13 protein-coding genes are annotated in these 16,381 nt (G+C 72.9%); 9 read left to right on the top strand and 4 right to left on the bottom strand.

What is annotated here, in order from left to right:
- Nucleotides 1-341 precede the first annotated feature (341 nt).
- From ACZ4M8_RS24740 to sbnA, 5 genes are all read left to right on the top strand, one after another.
- The gene (locus tag ACZ4M8_RS24740) at nt 342-3,008 is read left to right on the top strand and encodes a Pls/PosA family non-ribosomal peptide synthetase (RefSeq protein ID WP_467610793.1); all 2,667 of its coding nucleotides are present in this window, start codon (nt 342-344) and stop codon (nt 3,006-3,008) included.
- 73 nt (nt 3,009-3,081) lie between these two features.
- Nucleotides 3,082-5,559, top strand: a complete 2,478-nt coding sequence (locus ACZ4M8_RS24735) for a non-ribosomal peptide synthetase (protein WP_467610791.1) — start codon at nt 3,082-3,084, stop codon at nt 5,557-5,559.
- A 208-nt stretch (nt 5,560-5,767) separates the two neighbouring features.
- Nucleotides 5,768-6,772: a TauD/TfdA family dioxygenase gene (locus ACZ4M8_RS24730; RefSeq protein ID WP_467610789.1), complete on the top strand. Its 1,005-nt coding sequence runs from the start codon at nt 5,768-5,770 to the stop codon at nt 6,770-6,772.
- Nucleotides 6,769-7,821, top strand: a complete 1,053-nt coding sequence (sbnB, locus tag ACZ4M8_RS24725) for a 2,3-diaminopropionate biosynthesis protein SbnB (RefSeq protein WP_467610787.1) — start codon at nt 6,769-6,771, stop codon at nt 7,819-7,821. Before ACZ4M8_RS24730 ends, sbnB begins: the two co-directional genes overlap by 4 nt.
- Before the next feature lie 36 nt (nt 7,822-7,857).
- Entirely contained in the window at nt 7,858-8,844 is a 987-nt protein-coding gene (sbnA, locus tag ACZ4M8_RS24720; protein ID WP_467610785.1) for a 2,3-diaminopropionate biosynthesis protein SbnA, read from the top strand.
- A 271-nt stretch (nt 8,845-9,115) separates the two neighbouring features.
- On the opposite strand, the gene ACZ4M8_RS24715 is transcribed toward sbnA, so the two are convergent.
- Nucleotides 9,116-9,997 carry an SDR family oxidoreductase gene (locus ACZ4M8_RS24715; protein ID WP_467610784.1) on the bottom strand — a complete coding sequence of 294 codons (882 nt, stop codon included), beginning with the start codon at nt 9,995-9,997 and terminating at the stop codon, nt 9,116-9,118.
- An 86-nt stretch (nt 9,998-10,083) separates the two neighbouring features.
- Between ACZ4M8_RS24715 and ACZ4M8_RS24710 the strand changes: the two genes are divergently transcribed.
- Together ACZ4M8_RS24710 and ACZ4M8_RS24705 are read left to right on the top strand one after the other, a co-directional pair.
- Nucleotides 10,084-10,665, top strand: a complete 582-nt coding sequence (locus tag ACZ4M8_RS24710) for a TetR/AcrR family transcriptional regulator (RefSeq protein WP_467610782.1) — start codon at nt 10,084-10,086, stop codon at nt 10,663-10,665.
- Nucleotides 10,666-10,832: 167 nt separating this feature from the next.
- Nucleotides 10,833-11,438 carry an AAA family ATPase gene (locus tag ACZ4M8_RS24705; RefSeq protein WP_467610780.1) on the top strand — a complete coding sequence of 202 codons (606 nt, stop codon included), beginning with the start codon at nt 10,833-10,835 and terminating at the stop codon, nt 11,436-11,438.
- 287 nt (nt 11,439-11,725) lie between these two features.
- On the opposite strand, the gene ACZ4M8_RS24700 is transcribed toward ACZ4M8_RS24705, so the two are convergent.
- The 3 genes from ACZ4M8_RS24700 to ACZ4M8_RS24690 all read right to left on the bottom strand — a co-directional run bounded on the left by ACZ4M8_RS24700 (nt 11,726) and on the right by ACZ4M8_RS24690 (nt 13,874).
- Complete coding sequence (locus tag ACZ4M8_RS24700; RefSeq protein ID WP_467611305.1) at nt 11,726-12,550, bottom strand: pectate lyase; 825 nt, start codon at nt 12,548-12,550, stop codon at nt 11,726-11,728.
- 89 nt (nt 12,551-12,639) lie between these two features.
- Nucleotides 12,640-13,335 (bottom strand): hypothetical protein, encoded by a 696-nt coding sequence (locus tag ACZ4M8_RS24695; protein ID WP_467610778.1) that lies wholly within the window; start codon nt 13,333-13,335, stop codon nt 12,640-12,642.
- On the bottom strand, nt 13,335-13,874 hold the full coding sequence (locus ACZ4M8_RS24690) for a SigE family RNA polymerase sigma factor (RefSeq protein WP_467610776.1): 540 nt from the start codon (nt 13,872-13,874) through the stop codon (nt 13,335-13,337). Before ACZ4M8_RS24690 ends, ACZ4M8_RS24695 begins: the two co-directional genes overlap by 1 nt.
- Before the next feature lie 234 nt (nt 13,875-14,108).
- Between ACZ4M8_RS24690 and ACZ4M8_RS24685 the strand changes: the two genes are divergently transcribed.
- On the top strand, nt 14,109-15,077 hold the full coding sequence (locus ACZ4M8_RS24685) for an alpha/beta fold hydrolase (RefSeq protein WP_467610774.1): 969 nt from the start codon (nt 14,109-14,111) through the stop codon (nt 15,075-15,077).
- Between the two features lie 75 nt (nt 15,078-15,152).
- Nucleotides 15,153-16,280, top strand: coding sequence for an NADH:flavin oxidoreductase (locus ACZ4M8_RS24680; RefSeq protein WP_467610772.1), 1,128 nt, complete (start codon nt 15,153-15,155; stop codon nt 16,278-16,280).
- The last annotated feature ends 101 nt before the right edge of the window (nt 16,281-16,381 follow it).

The raw sequence follows: 16,381 nt of genomic DNA, 5'->3' as shown, positions 1-16,381 counted from the left end.
CACGGGCCGATTTCCTTTGTGGCCTGCACACGGCTGGTTCGGGGGAGCGGGAGAGTTCTACGTTCTTCAACGATCCCTTCGGTGGGACGGGAAAAAGGGGGAGCCGTGCGGAAGGAAGAGCGAGCGGCGCGCGAACGGCGCCGGCCACCCGGCTCACCGGGCTCCGGCGCGCACCGGTGAGCCGCAGGAGCGCGGGGGACCGGCGCCCGGCCGGCCCCCGGAACCGGCCGGCACCCCGGAGCACACCGCACCCCCGGGCGCCCCGGACACCACCACCCCCGGGCCCGCCCGCCACCGCACCCCGCCCGCGCCTACGGGCACGACGCGTTCAAGGAGTTCACGTGGGGAGAGAAGAGCCGACCCGAACCGCCCCCGGCCACCCGGACACCACCGCACCGGACGACGCCGCACCGGCGACCGCCCCGACCACGGCCCCGGACACCACCGCACCGACGGCCACCACCGGACCGCCCCCGCCCCCCGGCGACCGGACCGCCGCCACAGCCGTGCTGGAGACGGTGTTCGCCGCCATCCTCGCCGAGGTCCTGCACACCGAACGGGTCCCCGCCGACAGCCACTTCTTCGCCGACCTCGGCGCCGACTCCCTGGTCATGGCGCACTTCTGCGCCCGCGTCAGGAAACGCGGCGAACTGCCCGCCGTCTCGATGAAGGACATCTACCGGCACCCGACCGTCGCCGCCCTCGCCGCGGCCCGCGCCGACACCGCCCCCGCCACCCCCGCCGAAACCGGCCCCCCGGCCCCGCCCGAGGAACCCGCCGCCCCGGCGCCCGCCCACCCCACCGCCCGCTACGTCGCCTGCGGAGCGGCCCAACTGGCCTTCTTCCTCGGCTACTCCTGGCTCATCGCCGCCGCCACCACCCGCGGCTACACCTGGGTCGCCGACGCCCCGTCACCCCTGGCCCGCTACGGCCGGGCGGTCGCCTTCGGCACCGCCGAGTTCACCGGCCTGAGCGCCCTCCCCGTCCTGGTCAAATGGCTGCTCGTCGGACGGTGGACGGCCCGCGAGTTCCCCGTCTGGGGCACCACCTACCTGCGCTTTTGGATCGTCAAGGTCCTGGTGCACGCCAACCCCGTACTGCTCTTCGTCGGCAGCCCCCTGCACACGCTCTACCTGCGGGCACTCGGCGCGAAGATCGGACGCCACGTCACGATCCTCTCCCGCTCCCTCCCCGTCTGCACCGACCTGCTCACCATCGGCGCCGGCTCGGTGATCCGCAAGGACTCCTTCTTCCTCTGCTACCGGGCCCACGCCGGACGCATCCGCACCGGACCCGTCACCCTCGGCCGGGACACCTTCGTCGGCGAACGCACCGTCCTGGACATCGACACCGCGATGGGCGACGGCGCCCAACTCGGCCACACCTCCACCCTCCGCCGCGGCGACACCGTTCCCGCCGGACAGCGCTGGCACGGCTCCCCGGCCCGCCCCACCGACATCGACCACGTCCGCGTCGCCCCCAGGCCCTGCGGCACCCTGCGCCGGGCCGCCTCCGGCGCCGCGGACCTCGCCAGGACCCTGCTCATCGGCATCCCGCTGACCCTCTCGCTGCTCTCCCTGCTGTGGACCGGACTTCCGGTCATCGGCGGCCACGGCGACCTCGACGAACAGTCCCCGGCCTCCGCCGTCTTCCACCTCAACGCCCTGCTGCTCTCCGGCACCCTCTTCCTCGGCGCCGTCACCCTGGGCCTGGCCGTGCTCCTCACCGTCCCGCGCCTGCTGCGCCGCGCGATCACCCCCGGCACGGTCTATCCGCTGTACGGCCTGCGCCACGGCGCCCACCGCGCCCTCGTCCGCCTGACCAACGTCAAATTCTTCACCCAGCTCTTCGGCGACAGCAGCTACATCGTCCCCTACCTGCGAGGACTCGGGTACGACCTGTCCCGCACCGAACAGACCGGCTCCAACTTCGGCTGCTTCGTCCAGCACGACTCACCGTTCCTCAGCTCCGTCGGCAGCGGCACGATGATCGCCGACGGCCTCTCCCTCATGAACGCCGACTACTCCGGCTCGTCCTTCCGCGTCACCCGCACCGCGATCGGCCGCCGCAACTTCCTCGGCAACTACATCGCCTACCCCGCGGGCGGCCGCACCGGCGACAACTGCCTCCTGGCGACCAAGGCGATGGTCCCGCTCGACGGCGAGATCCGCACCGGCGTCGGACTCCTGGGCTCACCCAGCTTCGAGATCCCCCGCACCGTCGAACGCGACGCCCGCTTCGACCACCTGCGCACCGGCGACACCTTCCGCGACCGCCTCGCCGCGAAGAACCGCTACAACCTCCGCACCATCGCCCTGTTCCTCCTCATCCGCTGGGCCCACTTCCACGGCCTCCTCCTGCTGGCCCTGGTCACCACCGGCGACGACGACCTGACCGGCACCCTGCTGGAATCGGTGTTCCTGGTCGCCGCCATGGCGTACACCACCCTCTACTACGCCCTCGTCGAGCGGTGCCTGACCCGCTTCCGCCCCCTGCGCCCCGAGGTCAGCTCCATCTACGACCGGAGCTTCTGGCACCAAGAACGCCTGTGGAAGGTGCCCGAGACCCACTTCAACGCCCTCAACGGCACCCCGTTCAAAAGCCTGCTGTGGCGGCTGCTCGGCGTCCGGACCGGCCGCCGGATCTTCGACGACGGCTGCGTCCTCACCGAACGCACCCTCACCGCCATCGGTGACGACTGCACCCTGAACGCCGGCAGCAAGATCCAGTGCCACTCCCAGGAGGACGGCACCTACAAGTCCGACCACACCGTCCTCGCCGCGGGCTGCACCCTCGGCGTCGGCGCCCTCGTCCACTACGGCGTGACGATGGGACCCGGCGCGGTGCTCGGCGCCGACTCCTTCCTGATGAAGGGCGAGGACGTCCCCGCGTACGCCCACTGGGCGGGCAACCCCGCAGCCCCCGCGGACCCCGACCGCCACCCGGTACCGCCACCGCCCCGCCCCCGCGACCCCGGCGCCACCGCCCCGGCACCCGCCCCGCGCTGACCCGCCGTCGGCCCACCACCCGCACACCCCGCGGCTCCGCCGTGCCCGCACCACGCGGCAGGAAGGGAAACCCATGACACGACCGACCGGCACCGACCGGGAGTACTGGCGCACCGTCCTCACCCGAGGGGGCTTCACCGCCGTCCCCCGATGGGCCCCCGAACCCGTCCCCGGCCTCGCCACCCACGACCTGACGCTCCCCGGTGACCTCATGGCGCAGCTCGACCGCTGGGGCGGCGAGCACGGCGTCCCCCCGGAGGCGATCTGGCTCGCCGCCCACAGCCGGGTGCTCGCCGCCCTCGCCGGGGAGCGCGAGGTCACCACCGGCTGCACCACCGCCGCCCCCGGCCCCGCCCTGCCCTGCCGCCTCTCCGCCACCCCCGTCACCTGGCGCGAACTGGCCCGGGAAGCCGCCCGCACCCTCACCGACACCGCCGCCCACCGCCACTGCTCGGTACCCCGCCTCGCCGCACAACTCGGCCTGGAAACCGTCCTGTTCGAAGCCGAACTCGACCCGTACGGCCACGGCGGCGACCCGCTCGGCACCAGCGTGCTGCGGGTCTCGGTGCTCCGCGACGGCGCCGGGGCCCGGCTGCGGACCCGCCACCGCACCGACGCGCTCGACGCGGAGAGCGCCGCCCGGATCGCCGGCTACCACCGCACCGCCCTCACCCACTTCGCCGCCGACCCCGACGCCCCGTACGGCCGCGTCAGTCTGCTCTCCGACACCGAACGCCGCTACCAGCTGGACGGACTGGCCGGCCCCCACCGCCCGCTGCCCGACCGCCGCTTCCACGAACTCTTCGAGGAACGCGCCCGCGCCCACCCGGACACCGTCGCCGCCGTCCACGGCGACCGCCACCTCACCTACCGGGAACTCAACGCACGCGCCAACCGCCTCGCCCACGCCCTCCTGGCCCAGGGCCTGACCCGGGAAGCCGTCGTCGCCGTCGTCACCGAACGCACCCTCGACTGGATGGCCGCCGTCCTCGCCGTGTTCAAGGCGGGCGGCGTCTACCTCCCCGTCGAACCGCACTTCCCGCCCGACCGCATCGCCGCCATGCTCACCCGCGCCGGCTGCCGCCTCGCCCTGACCGAACCCGGCGCCACCGCCACCTTCGACCGGGCCCGCGCCCTCCTGCCCGACCTCCGCGCCCTCGGCATCGACACCGCCCTCGCCACCGGCCACCCCGCTCACGACCCCGGCGTACGGGTCGCCGCCGGCCAACTCGCCTACCTCTACTTCACCAGCGGCTCCACCGGCGAACCCAAGGGCGCGCTGTGCGAACACGCCGGCTTCCTCAACCACCTCTACGCCAAGATCGCCGACCTGGGCATCGCCGAGGGCCACGTCGTCGCGCAGACCGCGCCCCAGTGCTTCGACATCTCCCTGTGGCAACTGGTCGCCGCCCTCCTCACCGGCGGCCGCACCCACCTCGTCGAACAGCCGGTGATCCTCGACGTGGCCCGCTTCGTCGAGACCCTCGCCACCGCCCGCGTCACCGTCCTCCAGGTCGTCCCCTCCTACCTCGAAGCCGTCCTCACCCACCTGGAACGCACCCCCCGCCCCCTCCCGGACCTGCGCTGCGTCTCGGCCACCGGCGAAGCGCTCAAGAAGGGCCTGGTCCAACGCTGGTTCGCCGCCCACCCCGGCATCCGCCTCGTCAACGCCTACGGACTGACCGAGACCTCCGACGACACCCACCACGAGGTGATGGACCGCGCCCCCGACGGCGACCGCGTCCCCCTCGGCCGCTGCGTCCCCAACACCCGCGTCTACGTCACCGACGAGCACCTGGAGCCGGTACCGCTCGGCGCCCCCGGCGAGATCGTCTTCTCCGGCGTCTGCGTCGGCCGCGGTTACGTCAACGACCCCGAACGCACCCGCCTCGCCTTCGGCGACGACCCGCACCGCCCCGGCGAACGCCTCTACCGGGGCGGCGACATCGGCCGGTGGCTGCCGGGCGGGAAACTGGAGTTCCTCGGCCGCCGCGACGCCCAGGTCAAGATCCGCGGCTTCCGCGTCGAACTCGGCGAGATCGAGAACGCGCTGCTGCGGGTGGACGGTGTCCACGACGGCGCGGTCGTGGTGAGCGGCGACAGCAAACACCTCGTCGCCTTCTGCACCGGCCCGCGCCCCCTGGAACCGGACACCCTCCGCACCCACCTGGGCCGCTCGCTGCCCGCGTACATGGTGCCGACCGCCTTCCACTGGCACGCCCGGCTGCCGCTCACCGCCAACGGCAAGACCGACAAGCGGGCCCTGGCCGCACTCGCCGACCGCCCCGCCCCCGGGACGGAACGCCGCCGGCCCCCGCACACCCCCGCCGAACGGCGCCTGGCCCGCGCCTGGGCCACGGCCCTGGGCGTCCCCGAGGACACCGTCGGCCGCCACGACCACTTCTTCGACGGCGGTGGCACCTCGCTCACCGCGGTGAAACTCGTGATCGCCCTCGACCGGGCCGTCACCCTCAAGGACGTCGTCCACCGCCCCGTCCTCGCCGACCTCGCCACCCTCCTCGACGACAACCGGGCCCCTGACCTGCGGTGACGCGGCGTTCCGCCCCGGCCGCAGGCGGGGAGGGCAATCCGCCGGGAGCCCGCGACCCGCTCCGCCACGACCGCCACGACGCCTCCGGAACCGACCCCACGACCGCCCCGCCCGCCACCGCGACGGCCCCGCCCCGGCCGGGCCCCGGCCACCGGCAGCGCCACCACGAACCCACGGACCCGCCCCGCACCCCACGAGAAGAGGCCCCATGGCATCGCCCCCCGCCCCGCCCCTGCCCGCACCCCTCCTCCGATCCGGCCGCCCACCGCTGCTGATCGCCGAACCCGGCGGCGACCCGGCGCGCTGGGCGGCCCGGTACCGCGCCGCGCTGCGCGCCCTCGTCACCGACCACGGCGCCCTCCTCGTCCGCGGTCTCGGCCTGCGCGACGCCGCCACCACCACCGCCGTCCTCACCGCCCTCGCCGACGACCTGATGGCCGAGACCGAGAGCTTCGCCCCCCGCGCCCCCCGCGGCTCCGGCACGTACACCACCACCCCGTGGCCCCCCAACCAGCAGATGTGCGCCCACCACGAACTCAGCTACACCACCGAGTTCCCCGGTCTGCTGCTCTTCGCCTGCCTCACCGCGCCCGAGGACGGCGGCGCGACGACCGTGGCCGACGCGAGCGCCGTCCTCGACGCGCTGCCCCGCCGGCTGGTCCGGCGCTTCACCCGCCAGGGCTGGCTGCTCACCCGTACCTACAACGGCGAGATCGGCGCCTCCGTGACCGAGGCCTTCGGCACCGACGACCGCGCCGCCGTCGCCCGCCACTGCCACACCCACGCCATCGCCCACCGCTGGCAGCCCGACGGCACCCTGACGACCCGTCAGCGCCGCAGCGCCGTCGTCCGCCACCCGGTCACCGGCCGCCGCTGCTGGTTCAACCAGATCGCCTTCCTCAACGAATGGACGCTCGACCCCGACATCCGCGACTACCTCATCGACAGCTACGGCCCCGACGGGCTGCCGTTCAACACCCGCTACGGCAACGGCGACCCGCTCGAACCCGAGACCGTCGATCTGATCGACGACGTCTACCGCGCCCACACCCGCCACACCGCGTGGCGCTCCGGCGACCTGCTGCTCGTCGACAACATCCGCACCGCGCACGGCCGGGAGCCCTTCCACGGCCCCCGCGAAATCCTGGTCGCCCTCGCCGACCGGGTGTCCCTGACCGACTGCTCGCCCACCATCGAGGTGACCGCCGTATGACCGCCCACCCGCCCACCGGCCGCCCCGCCGCCCCCGCACCATCCTTCGCGGTGATCCCCGGCAGCCAGGTCCAACGCGCCCTGACCGGCCGGGCACCCGAGATCGTCGACCTCGTCGAAGCCACCTACCGCCTGCACGGCGACGGCCACTCGGTCAACCCGCCCTCGTACTTCCTGACGTTCCCCGACCGCCCGACCTCCCGCATCATCGCGCTGCCCGCCTCGCTCGGCGGCGGCGCCCCGGTCGACGGGATGAAGTGGATCTCCAGCTTCCCCGCCAACGTCGGCGCCGGCCTCCCCCGCGCCTCCGCGGTGCTGATCCTCAACGACCACGACACCGGCTACCCGTTCGCCTGCCTGGAGAGTTCCATCATCAGCGCCACCCGGACCGCGGCGTCCGCCGCGCTCGCCGCCGACCGGCTCAGCCGCGGCCGCCTCCGTCCCCGCCGCATCGGCTTCTTCGGCAGCGGACTGATCGCCCGCTACATCCACACCTTCCTCGCGGAGACCGGCTGGGAGTTCGACCACGTCGGCGTCCACGACCTCTCCGCCGACAGCGCGGCCGGATTCCGCCTCTACCTGGAACAGTCCGGCGCCGGCCCGGTCACCGTCCACCCCGCCGCCGAGGACCTCATCCGCACCAGCGACCTCGTCGTCTTCGCCACCGTCGCGGCAAGGCCGCACGTCGACGACGCGGCGTGGTTCGCCCACCACCCGCTGGTCCTGCACATCTCCCTGCGCGACCTCGCCCCGGAGATCCTCCTCACCGCCGCCAACATCGTCGACGACATCGACCACTGCCTCAAGGCGGAAACCTCCCCCCACCTGGCCGAACAGCTCACCGGCAACCGCGGTTTCCTCACCGGCACCCTCGACGACGTCACCGCCGGCCGGCTCACCGTCCCCGCCGACCGCACCGTGATCTTCTCCCCCTTCGGCCTCGGCGTCCTCGACCTCGCGGTCGGCCGGTACGTCTACGACGAGGTGGCCCGCGCCGGCGAACTCCACCGCGTCGACGACTTCTTCCACGAACTGCGCCGCCATGGCTGACCGGGCCGGAGCGCTGCCGCCGAGGAGGGACGCCGCATGACGATCATCACCGGGCCCGCGGAGTTCAACGCCGAGGACCTCTACGTCGACCTGCGGCCCATCGTGCGCCACCCGCTCTTCCTCAAGTGCGAGGGCTTCAACTTCGCCGGCTCCATCAAACTCAAGGCCGCCACCGCGATGGTCGAGGCGGCCGAACGCGACGGCACCCTCAAACCCGGCTCCGTCCTCGTGGAATCCTCCTCGGGCAACCTCGGCGCCGCCCTCAGCATCATCGCCGCCGGCAAGGGCTACGGCTTCCTCTGCGTGACCGACGCCCGCTGCAACCTCTCGGCCCGCCGCTTCATCGAGGCGATGGGCGGCCGCGTCCACATCATCGCCGAACCCGCGGCCACCGGCGGCCTGCTCGGCGCCCGGATAGCCCACGTCACGGCGTTGTGCACCGCCGACGACCGGTACGTCTGGCTCAACCAGTACACCAACGCCCACAACTGGAAGGCCCACTACCGCACCACCGCACCGGGCATCGCCCACCACTTCCCGCGCCTGGACGTCCTGTTCGTCGGCGCCGGCACCACCGGCACCCTGATGGGCTGCGCCCGCTACTTCCGCGAACGCCACCCCGCGGTGAAGATCGTCGCTGTGGACAGCACCGGCTCGGTCACCTTCGGCGGCGAACCCGGCCGCCGCATGATCCCCGGCCTCGGCTCCGGCGTCCGCCCCGCCCTCCTCGATGAGGAGTACGTGGACGAGGTGATCCACGTCGAGGAGGCCGACACCGTCCGCGCCTGCCACCGCCTGGCCCGCCGCGGCTTCCTCTTCGGCGGCTCCACCGGCACCGTCGTCAGCGGCGCCACCACCTGGCTCACCCACCACGGCAACCCCCGCTTCACCGCCGTGGCCATAGCCCCTGACCTGGGCGAACGCTATCTGGACACCATCTACCAGACCAACTGGCTGCACGCCCTCTACGGCGAGGACGTCCTCGGCCCCGACCCGGTCGCCCCGGACCTCGAATCGGCCTGACCCCTCCCGGACGGCCCCCGCCCGGCCCCGGGACGGGGCCCCGGGCCCGGCGGCACCCACCCGCCCCACCCCTTCCGTAACGGCCCGCCGACGAGCCGCAGCACTCTTCGGAAGGCAGGCCGGCTCCGGCCGGCCCGGTCAACCTGCCGTTCCGCCGTGCCGGGAGAACGCCACCCCACTCCGCCCTTCCGGCTCCCCGGTGCCGCCCCTCATCCCCGGGTGTGACCCATCCCGGGTGTGACCCGGACACGCCAGAACCCTCGGTCGCCGATCAGGGCTGGATGTTCTCCAGGTCCTCCAGAAGGGCGGGGTGTTTCGGCTCCCAGCCGAGCGCCTGGCGGGTGCGGGTGCTGGATGAGGGCTGGTCGGCCTTGAAGATCGGGCCGAGCGGGCCGTAGGTCTCCTCCGGTACCGACTCGACCGGCAGGTCCAGCCGTCGGCCGATGGCGGCCGCGATGTCCCGTACCTCGTCCCCCTCGTCGGCCACGGCGTGCCAGACGGTACCGGCCTCCGCCTGCTCCAGGGCGAGCCGGAAGAGAACGGCCGCGTCGAGCGCGTGGACGGCGGGCCAGCGCTGCGTGCCGTCGCCGGGGTAGCCGGAGACCCCGCTCCGGCGTGCGATGTCGGTCAGCAGACCGGCGAACCCGCCCGTGCCCTTGTGGTGAACCGTGCGTGGCAGGCGTACGGCCGTGCTCCGGACCCCGCGCGAGGCCAGGCCCAGGATCGCGGTGACCGTGCGGCCGCGGCCGCCGACCGGTCCGTCGGTCGGCACCGGGTCGGCCTCGGTGGAGGCGCGGCCCGGCACCCAGGGCGTACCCGAGACGGTGACCAAGGGGCGGTCGCTGCCGACGAGCTCCTCGCCGAGGGTGGTGAGGGCGGCGGTCTCCTCGGCGACGTTCCGGGCGAGAGCCTCGGGGCTGCTGAAGTCGTTGCCGAAGGCCAGGTGGATGACCCCGTCGGCCTGGGCGGCGCCGGAGCGCAGGACGTCCGGATCGGCGAGTCCTCCCCGCAGCGGCTCGGCGCCGGCTGCCTCGGCGGCCTGCGCGGAGACGTCGGAGCGGGCGAGCGCGAGGACGGTGTGGCCGTTGCCGAGGAGTTCGGCGACGACGGCGGAACCGATCAGACCGGTGCCGCCGGTGAGGAAGACGCGCATGGAAACCCTCCCGGAAGTGATGGGACTCTTGTCCCGTCACTCTACCAAGGTGATGGGACAAGAGTCCCATCGAATATGCTGAACCCATGGGCCGATGGGAACCAGGTGCACGTGAACGCCTCGTCGTGGCTGCGGTCGACCTGTTCACGGAGCAGGGGTACGACGCCACGACGGTCGCGCAGATCGCCGAGCGTGCCGGGGTCACCAAGAGCACCTTCTTCCGGTACTTTCCCGACAAGCGCGAACTGCTGGTCGCGGGGCAGGAGACGCTGAGCCGGTTGCTGAGCGAGGGCATTGCCGACGCGCCCGGTGATGCCACCCCGCTCGAAGCGGTCGCTGCCGGTCTTGAGCGCGCCTCGACCGCGATGGGCCCCATGAGCCGCGAGCTCGCCCCCCGTCTGAAAGCGGCCGTCGCCGCCAGCGCCGAGCTGCAGGAGCGCGACGCCCTCAAGACCGTCAGTCTCGCGGCCGCGATGCAGACCGCGCTTCTCGCCCGCGGCATACCCGATCCGACCGCGGCTCTCGCGGGCGAGCTGGGCGTGCTCGCTTTCAAACGGGGGTACGCCGAATGGGCCGAGGGCGACCGCGGCACCGAGGGTGGTGAGCTCGCCGGGTACGCCCTGGCGGCCCTGGACGAACTGCGTGCGGCGAGCACATCCCTGGGCTGACCGGACGAGCACCGTCCGGCGCCGCTGCCCCGGTGGCCCACTCTGCACCCGGCCGCACCCCCGGGCCGGGCCAGGCCCGGCCGCCCCGTTCCCGTACGGACGAGCACCGCGTCCGCCAGCGCCGCACGCGGTGCCCGCGCCCACACAGAGGGGAATCCCGTCCACCCATGACCGACGACACCGATCGCGACAACCTCACCGAGCCGACCACCGACCCCACCACCGTCACCGGAGACGGGGCGCCCGGCGTCATCGTCGTCTCGGGGATCCCGGCCGCGGGTAAGTCGACCGTCGCCCAGGCTCTCGCCGCACGCCTGCCGCGGTCGGTGCATGTGCGCGGCGACGTGTTCCGCCGCATGATCGTCAACGGGCGGGTACACATGACCGCCGAGGCGTCACCGGAGGCCGTCGCCCAGCTGCGGCTGCGGCACCGGCTGGCCGCCGCGTCCGCCGACGCCTACGCCGCGGCCGGGTTCACCGTCGTCCTGCAGGACGTCCTGCTCGGCGAGCACCTGCCCGGTATCACCAAGATGATCAAGAGCCGTCCGCTGGCCGTCATCGTGCTGGCGCCCGCCCCGGAAGTCGTGGCGCAACGGGAGGAACAGCGCGGCAAGACGGGCTACGGGCCCGACTGGCAGCCCGAGGACCTGGACAGAGTCCTCCGCGACAGCACGCCCCGGATCGGACTGTGGCTCGACACCTCCCGGCAGACCACCGACGAGACGGTCGACGAAATCCTCGAACGGGCCTGGTCCGAGGGCACCATCGCCTGAACCCGCCCGGCGGACGACGGCCGACGGGAGGCAAACGGCGGAAACGAGGGGGAAGCCGAGGCACTCGGTCCGTCGCGGACTCCCCGAACCTCACCGCGGCCGCTCCGCGTTCGTGACCCATGTCCGGCAACCGGCAGTCCTGGGGCGCCCGCGACCTCGCGGTGACCGGCGACAACCGCACCGGTGACGGCACGGTCCCGGCGCGCACGCCGGGCGCTCCCGGCACCCCCGGGCACGGGCCCCGCGCTGACGCCAGGGCCCGTACCCGGTCCCGTACCTCGCGGACCTCAGTCGTACGAGATGTCGGCGGGCGCATAGCGGCAGTGGGTGCCGTCCGGGCCGCTGCCCGTCTCGACCGGCTCGTCGCCGGAGTCGTTGCCCGTGTAGCGCACACAGGGCTTGATCTTCTTGCCGCTGTCGCCGTGGATGCGGATACCGCGGAGCGTCGCGGTGTCGCCGTAGTTGCTGTTGACGCCGATCAGCGAGGTGCCGGAGCCGGTCACGTCCACGTCGGTGACGCTGACGGTGCGCCGGTACTGCTTCGAGCAGTTGCCGCAGCTGCGGACCAGTTTGCCGAAGTCGGCGACCTGGAAACCGCTGACGGTCAGCCGGCCGGCGCCGTTGAACTGGAAGACCTTGTCGGAAGCCTTCCGCGCACCGCCGCCGGACACCGTGTAGGTCGCCTGCGGCGAGGTGCCCTTGAAGGTGGCGGCGTCCTCACCGACATCCTCCCACCACACATTCTCCAAGGTGCAGCTTCCCTGGCAGTGGACGCCGTCGGCGGCGGGTGCCCCCAGAACGACGTTCTTCAGCACCGCGCCGTCCTTCAACTCGAACAGCGCGTCCTGCCCTTCACCCTGGCCGCCGCCCCCGAGATCGCCACTGCCGTAGAAGCGCTGAAGCCCGCCGTCGTACGTGCCGGAGACCTCGATGGTCCGGTCGACCGGACGGCTGCCGGCAGGTGTGGGCCACGCGGAAGAGGCGCCGGCGCTGGTCAGCAGCGCGCCACCGACGAGCGTGAGTCCGGCCAGGCCGGCGAAACCACCGAGAACGGCGCGGCGGCGGAGGAACGATCTGCGGTGGCGGCCGTTGGGCCGCTGAGAAGTCGACATCATGGTCCGTTTCCTGTGTGGGGGAGGAACCCTTGCGTCAACTGGTCGCCACGGAGCCGGGAAAGGTTGCCGGGCCGGAGACGGATGTGTCAGCCGGGATGCGCGGCGAAGTCGCCGTGTACCGCGAACCGTTCGCCGCCGGACCGGGCACGCGCCGTGTAGCCGTCCGCCCCGGCGTCCCGGCCGCCCTGCGCATGACCGTACTGACCAGCGAAGACATGCCTGCCCGCGGGAACGGTGCGGCCCGGCTTCAGATCCCAGCGGAAGACGAGGAAACCTCCTTCGGTTTCCGTGGTGGCGGTGAAGTCCCCCGCGGGCAGGGTGCGCCAGGAGCCGGTCGGTCTCACCTCCGCGGTCCGTGCGATGCGCAGTTCCACGGTGAGCGCGGTCAGCGCCCGCGCCGTCTTGAGGGTCACATTGCTCTGCGCCCAGAACGCGTTGCCGTGCGGGTCGACCGAGCCGTCGCTCCACAGCGGCCCGTCCTCGGTACGGGGGAGGGGCGACGCGGCGCCGCTGCGGGCGGGCGGGACCACCCGTACGGGCCGATCGCCGTGCTCATGAGGGGCCGGCACGGCGGTCATCGCCAGGCAGCCGGCCACCAGCACCCCGGCCACGGCGGCGGTCGCCCCCGCTATGGACAGCCACGGCCCGGCCCCGCGCCGCCGGGTCCCCGCAGGCCCGGCGGGGACCGCCGCCATCCCGCGCTCCACGCGCGCCAGAATGCGCTCCCGGTCGGGACGGTGCTCTGCCGCGGTCTCCTCCAGCCGTCGCCGCAACTCCTCCATCAGGCCCTCCCGCCCATCAGATCCGAAGCGGCACGCGCCCCCAGCAGCCGTGCCAGCTGCGCCATACCTTTCGACGTCTGGCTCTTGACCGTACCGACCGATATATCCAGGGCCTGCGCGGTCTCCCGCTCCGAGAGACCGACAGCGTGCCGCAGCACGACGCACGCCCGCTTACGGAACGGCAGGCACCGCAGCGCCTGCTGCACATCGACGACCGCCGGCACATCGGGACCCTCCGCCTGCTCCGGGAACCGGGACCAGAACAGGGCGACACGGCGCCGCTCACGGACCGCGCTGCGGATGCGGCTGCGGGCCAGATTCGCCACGACGCCGCGCGCGTATGCCGCCGGGTGGTCGGCCGCCCGCACCCGCTCCCAGCGCTCCCAGAGCGCGACGAGGGCGTCCGCCGCAAGATCGTCGGCGCCTTCCCGATCACCTGTCAGCAGCCAGGCCAGCCGGGACAGCTCCTCGTAATGACGCTCGAAAAACACCCGGAACTCGACGGCCGCACCGGCGCGCCCGGCCGCATCTTCGTCCACGAGAACACTCCCTCCACGAGCCCCGGACACGCCATACCTGACAGTAACTACCACAGGGGGAACGTCCGTACGAGCGCCACCCGGCCCCGGCCTGTCCCTCGTCCACCCCACCGGACTGCCGTCGGCGGCCGACGCCGGCGAGGTTCTGGTGTCTGTTCCGTACCGATCAGGTACCGCCGTCCTCACGGGGCGTCCGCGCCGCTGGGTGTAATGCGCAGGAGTATGTTTCGCTCCATGGTTGAGCATCGAATGATGGACGTGAACGGCATCCGGTTGCACGTCGCGGAGGAGGGCGAGGGACCGCTCGTCGTGCTGCTGCACGGGTTTCCCGAGTCCTGGCACTCCTGGCGCCACCAGTTCGGCCCGCTGGCCGCGGCCGGGTTCCGGGTGGTCGCCCCTGACCAGCGCGGATACGGCCGTAGCGAGCATCCGGAGGCCGTGGAGGCGTACAGCATCCTGCATCTGGTCGGGGACGTGATCGGACTGATCCACGCCCTGGGGGAGAAGGAGGCGTTCGTCGTCGGGCACGACTGGGGCGCGCCGGTCGCCTGGCACACCGCGCTGCTGCGGCCCGACGTCGTGCGCGGGGTGGCGGGGCTGAGCGTCCCGCCGCCGTTCCGCGGGGAGCGTGCGCCGCTCGATGCCATGCAGGAGCGGTTCGCGGGGCGGTTCTACTGGAACTACTTCGACCGGCCCGGCGTCGCCGACGCCGAGTTCGCCGAGGACACCCGCCTCACCCTGCGCAAGCTGTTCTACTCCGCCTCCGGCGACGCCCCTGACGCCGGCCGCCCCGACCAGGCGTTGGTGACCGACCCGTCGCGGGGCTGGCTCGCGGACATGACCGACCCCGAAGTGCTGCCGGACTGGCTCACCGAGCAGGATCTCGACGAACTCACCGCGAGCTACGCCCAGGGTTTCACCGGCGCCCTGAACTGGTACCGCAACCTGGACCGCAACTGGGAGCTGACCGCCGCCTGGCACGGTGCGGTCGTCAGCCCGCCCGCGCTGTACCTGTACGGCGACCGCGACCTCGTCCCGGCATTCCCCGGCACGCCCGAACTCATCGCGAAGCTCCCGGAGCTGATGCCGGATCTGCGGCGGGAGCCGATCGTGCTTCCGGGCTGCGGCCACTGGACGCAGCAGGAGCGGCCCGAGGAAGTGAACACCGCACTGATCGAGTTCCTGACGGAACTGCGGGGCTGAGACCCGGCCGCCCCGGGGCAGATGATCTTTTACGAACAACCAGTTCAGACCCACATCAACAGGTAGGACACTTCCATGACCGTCTCCACATCCTCCGCCTCCCGCGCGGCCGGAATCCTGTCCCGGCCCGTCACGCTGAACGGCCTGACCGTTCCGAACCGCATCGCGATGGCACCGATGACGCGTATGTTCTCCCCGGGCGGCGTCCCCGGTGAGGACGTGCGGTCGTACTACGCCCGTCGCGCCGCCGCAGGGGTGGGCCTGATCGTCACCGAGGGCACCTACGTCGGCCACGAGTCCGCCGGGCAGAGCGACCGCGTGCCCCGCTTCCACGGTGTGGAGCAGCTGGCCGGATGGGCGAAGGTCGTCGAGGACGTGCACGCGGCGGGCGGCACGATCGTGCCGCAGCTGTGGCACATAGGCATGGTGCGCAAGCCGGGCGATGCGCCCTACGCCGACGCCCCCGTCGTCGGCCCCTCCGGTATCGGCGTCGACGGGACCGACAACGCCGGCAAGGCGATGACCCAGCGCGATCTGGACGATGTCATCGGCGCTTTCGCCGAGGCAGCCGCGGCGGCCGAACGCATCGGCTTCGACGGCGTCGAACTGCACGGCGCCCACGGCTACCTCATCGACCAGTTCCTGTGGGCGGGGACGAACCGCCGTACCGACGCCTACGGCGGCGACCTCGTGGCCCGTACGAAGTTCGCGGCCGAGATCGTGGCCGCCGTACGCGAGGCCGTATCGCCCGCATTCCCGGTGATCTTCCGCTACTCGCAGTGGAAGCAGGAGGCGTACGACGCGCGGCTCGCCGAGACGCCGGAGGAGCTCGAGGCGATCCTGGCACCGCTCGCCGCGGCGGGCGTCGACGCCTTCCACGCCTCCACCCGCCGCTACTGGCTCCCGGAGTTCGAGGGCGCGGACCTGAACCTGGCCGGCTGGACGAAGAAGCTCACCGGTCGGCCCACCATCACCGTCGGCTCGGTCGGCCTCAACGGCGACTTCCTCCGTGCGTTCGCGGGCGAGGGCGCCGCGCTCGGCAGCATCGACAACCTCCTCGACCGCATGGAGCGCGACGAGTTCGACCTCGTCGCCGTCGGCCGCGCCCTGCTCCAGGACCCGCAGTGGGCCGCGAAGGTCCTGGGGAACCGCTTCGAGGAGCTGAAGCCGTACGACGCGGCGGCGCTGAAGACGCTGAGCTGACGAGCCGGCCGGGCCCGCCCGCGGGACCGGATCCGCACGGCTCCCCGCCGTCGGCGAAGCCACGGTGGCAGCCACAGCAGTCCCACATGACGCGAGGGCAC

This window comes from Streptomyces sp. NPDC027185, assembly GCF_055567035.1.
The sequence above is the reverse complement of the archived record's forward strand: the minus strand, read 5'-3'. Positions and strand labels throughout refer to the sequence as shown.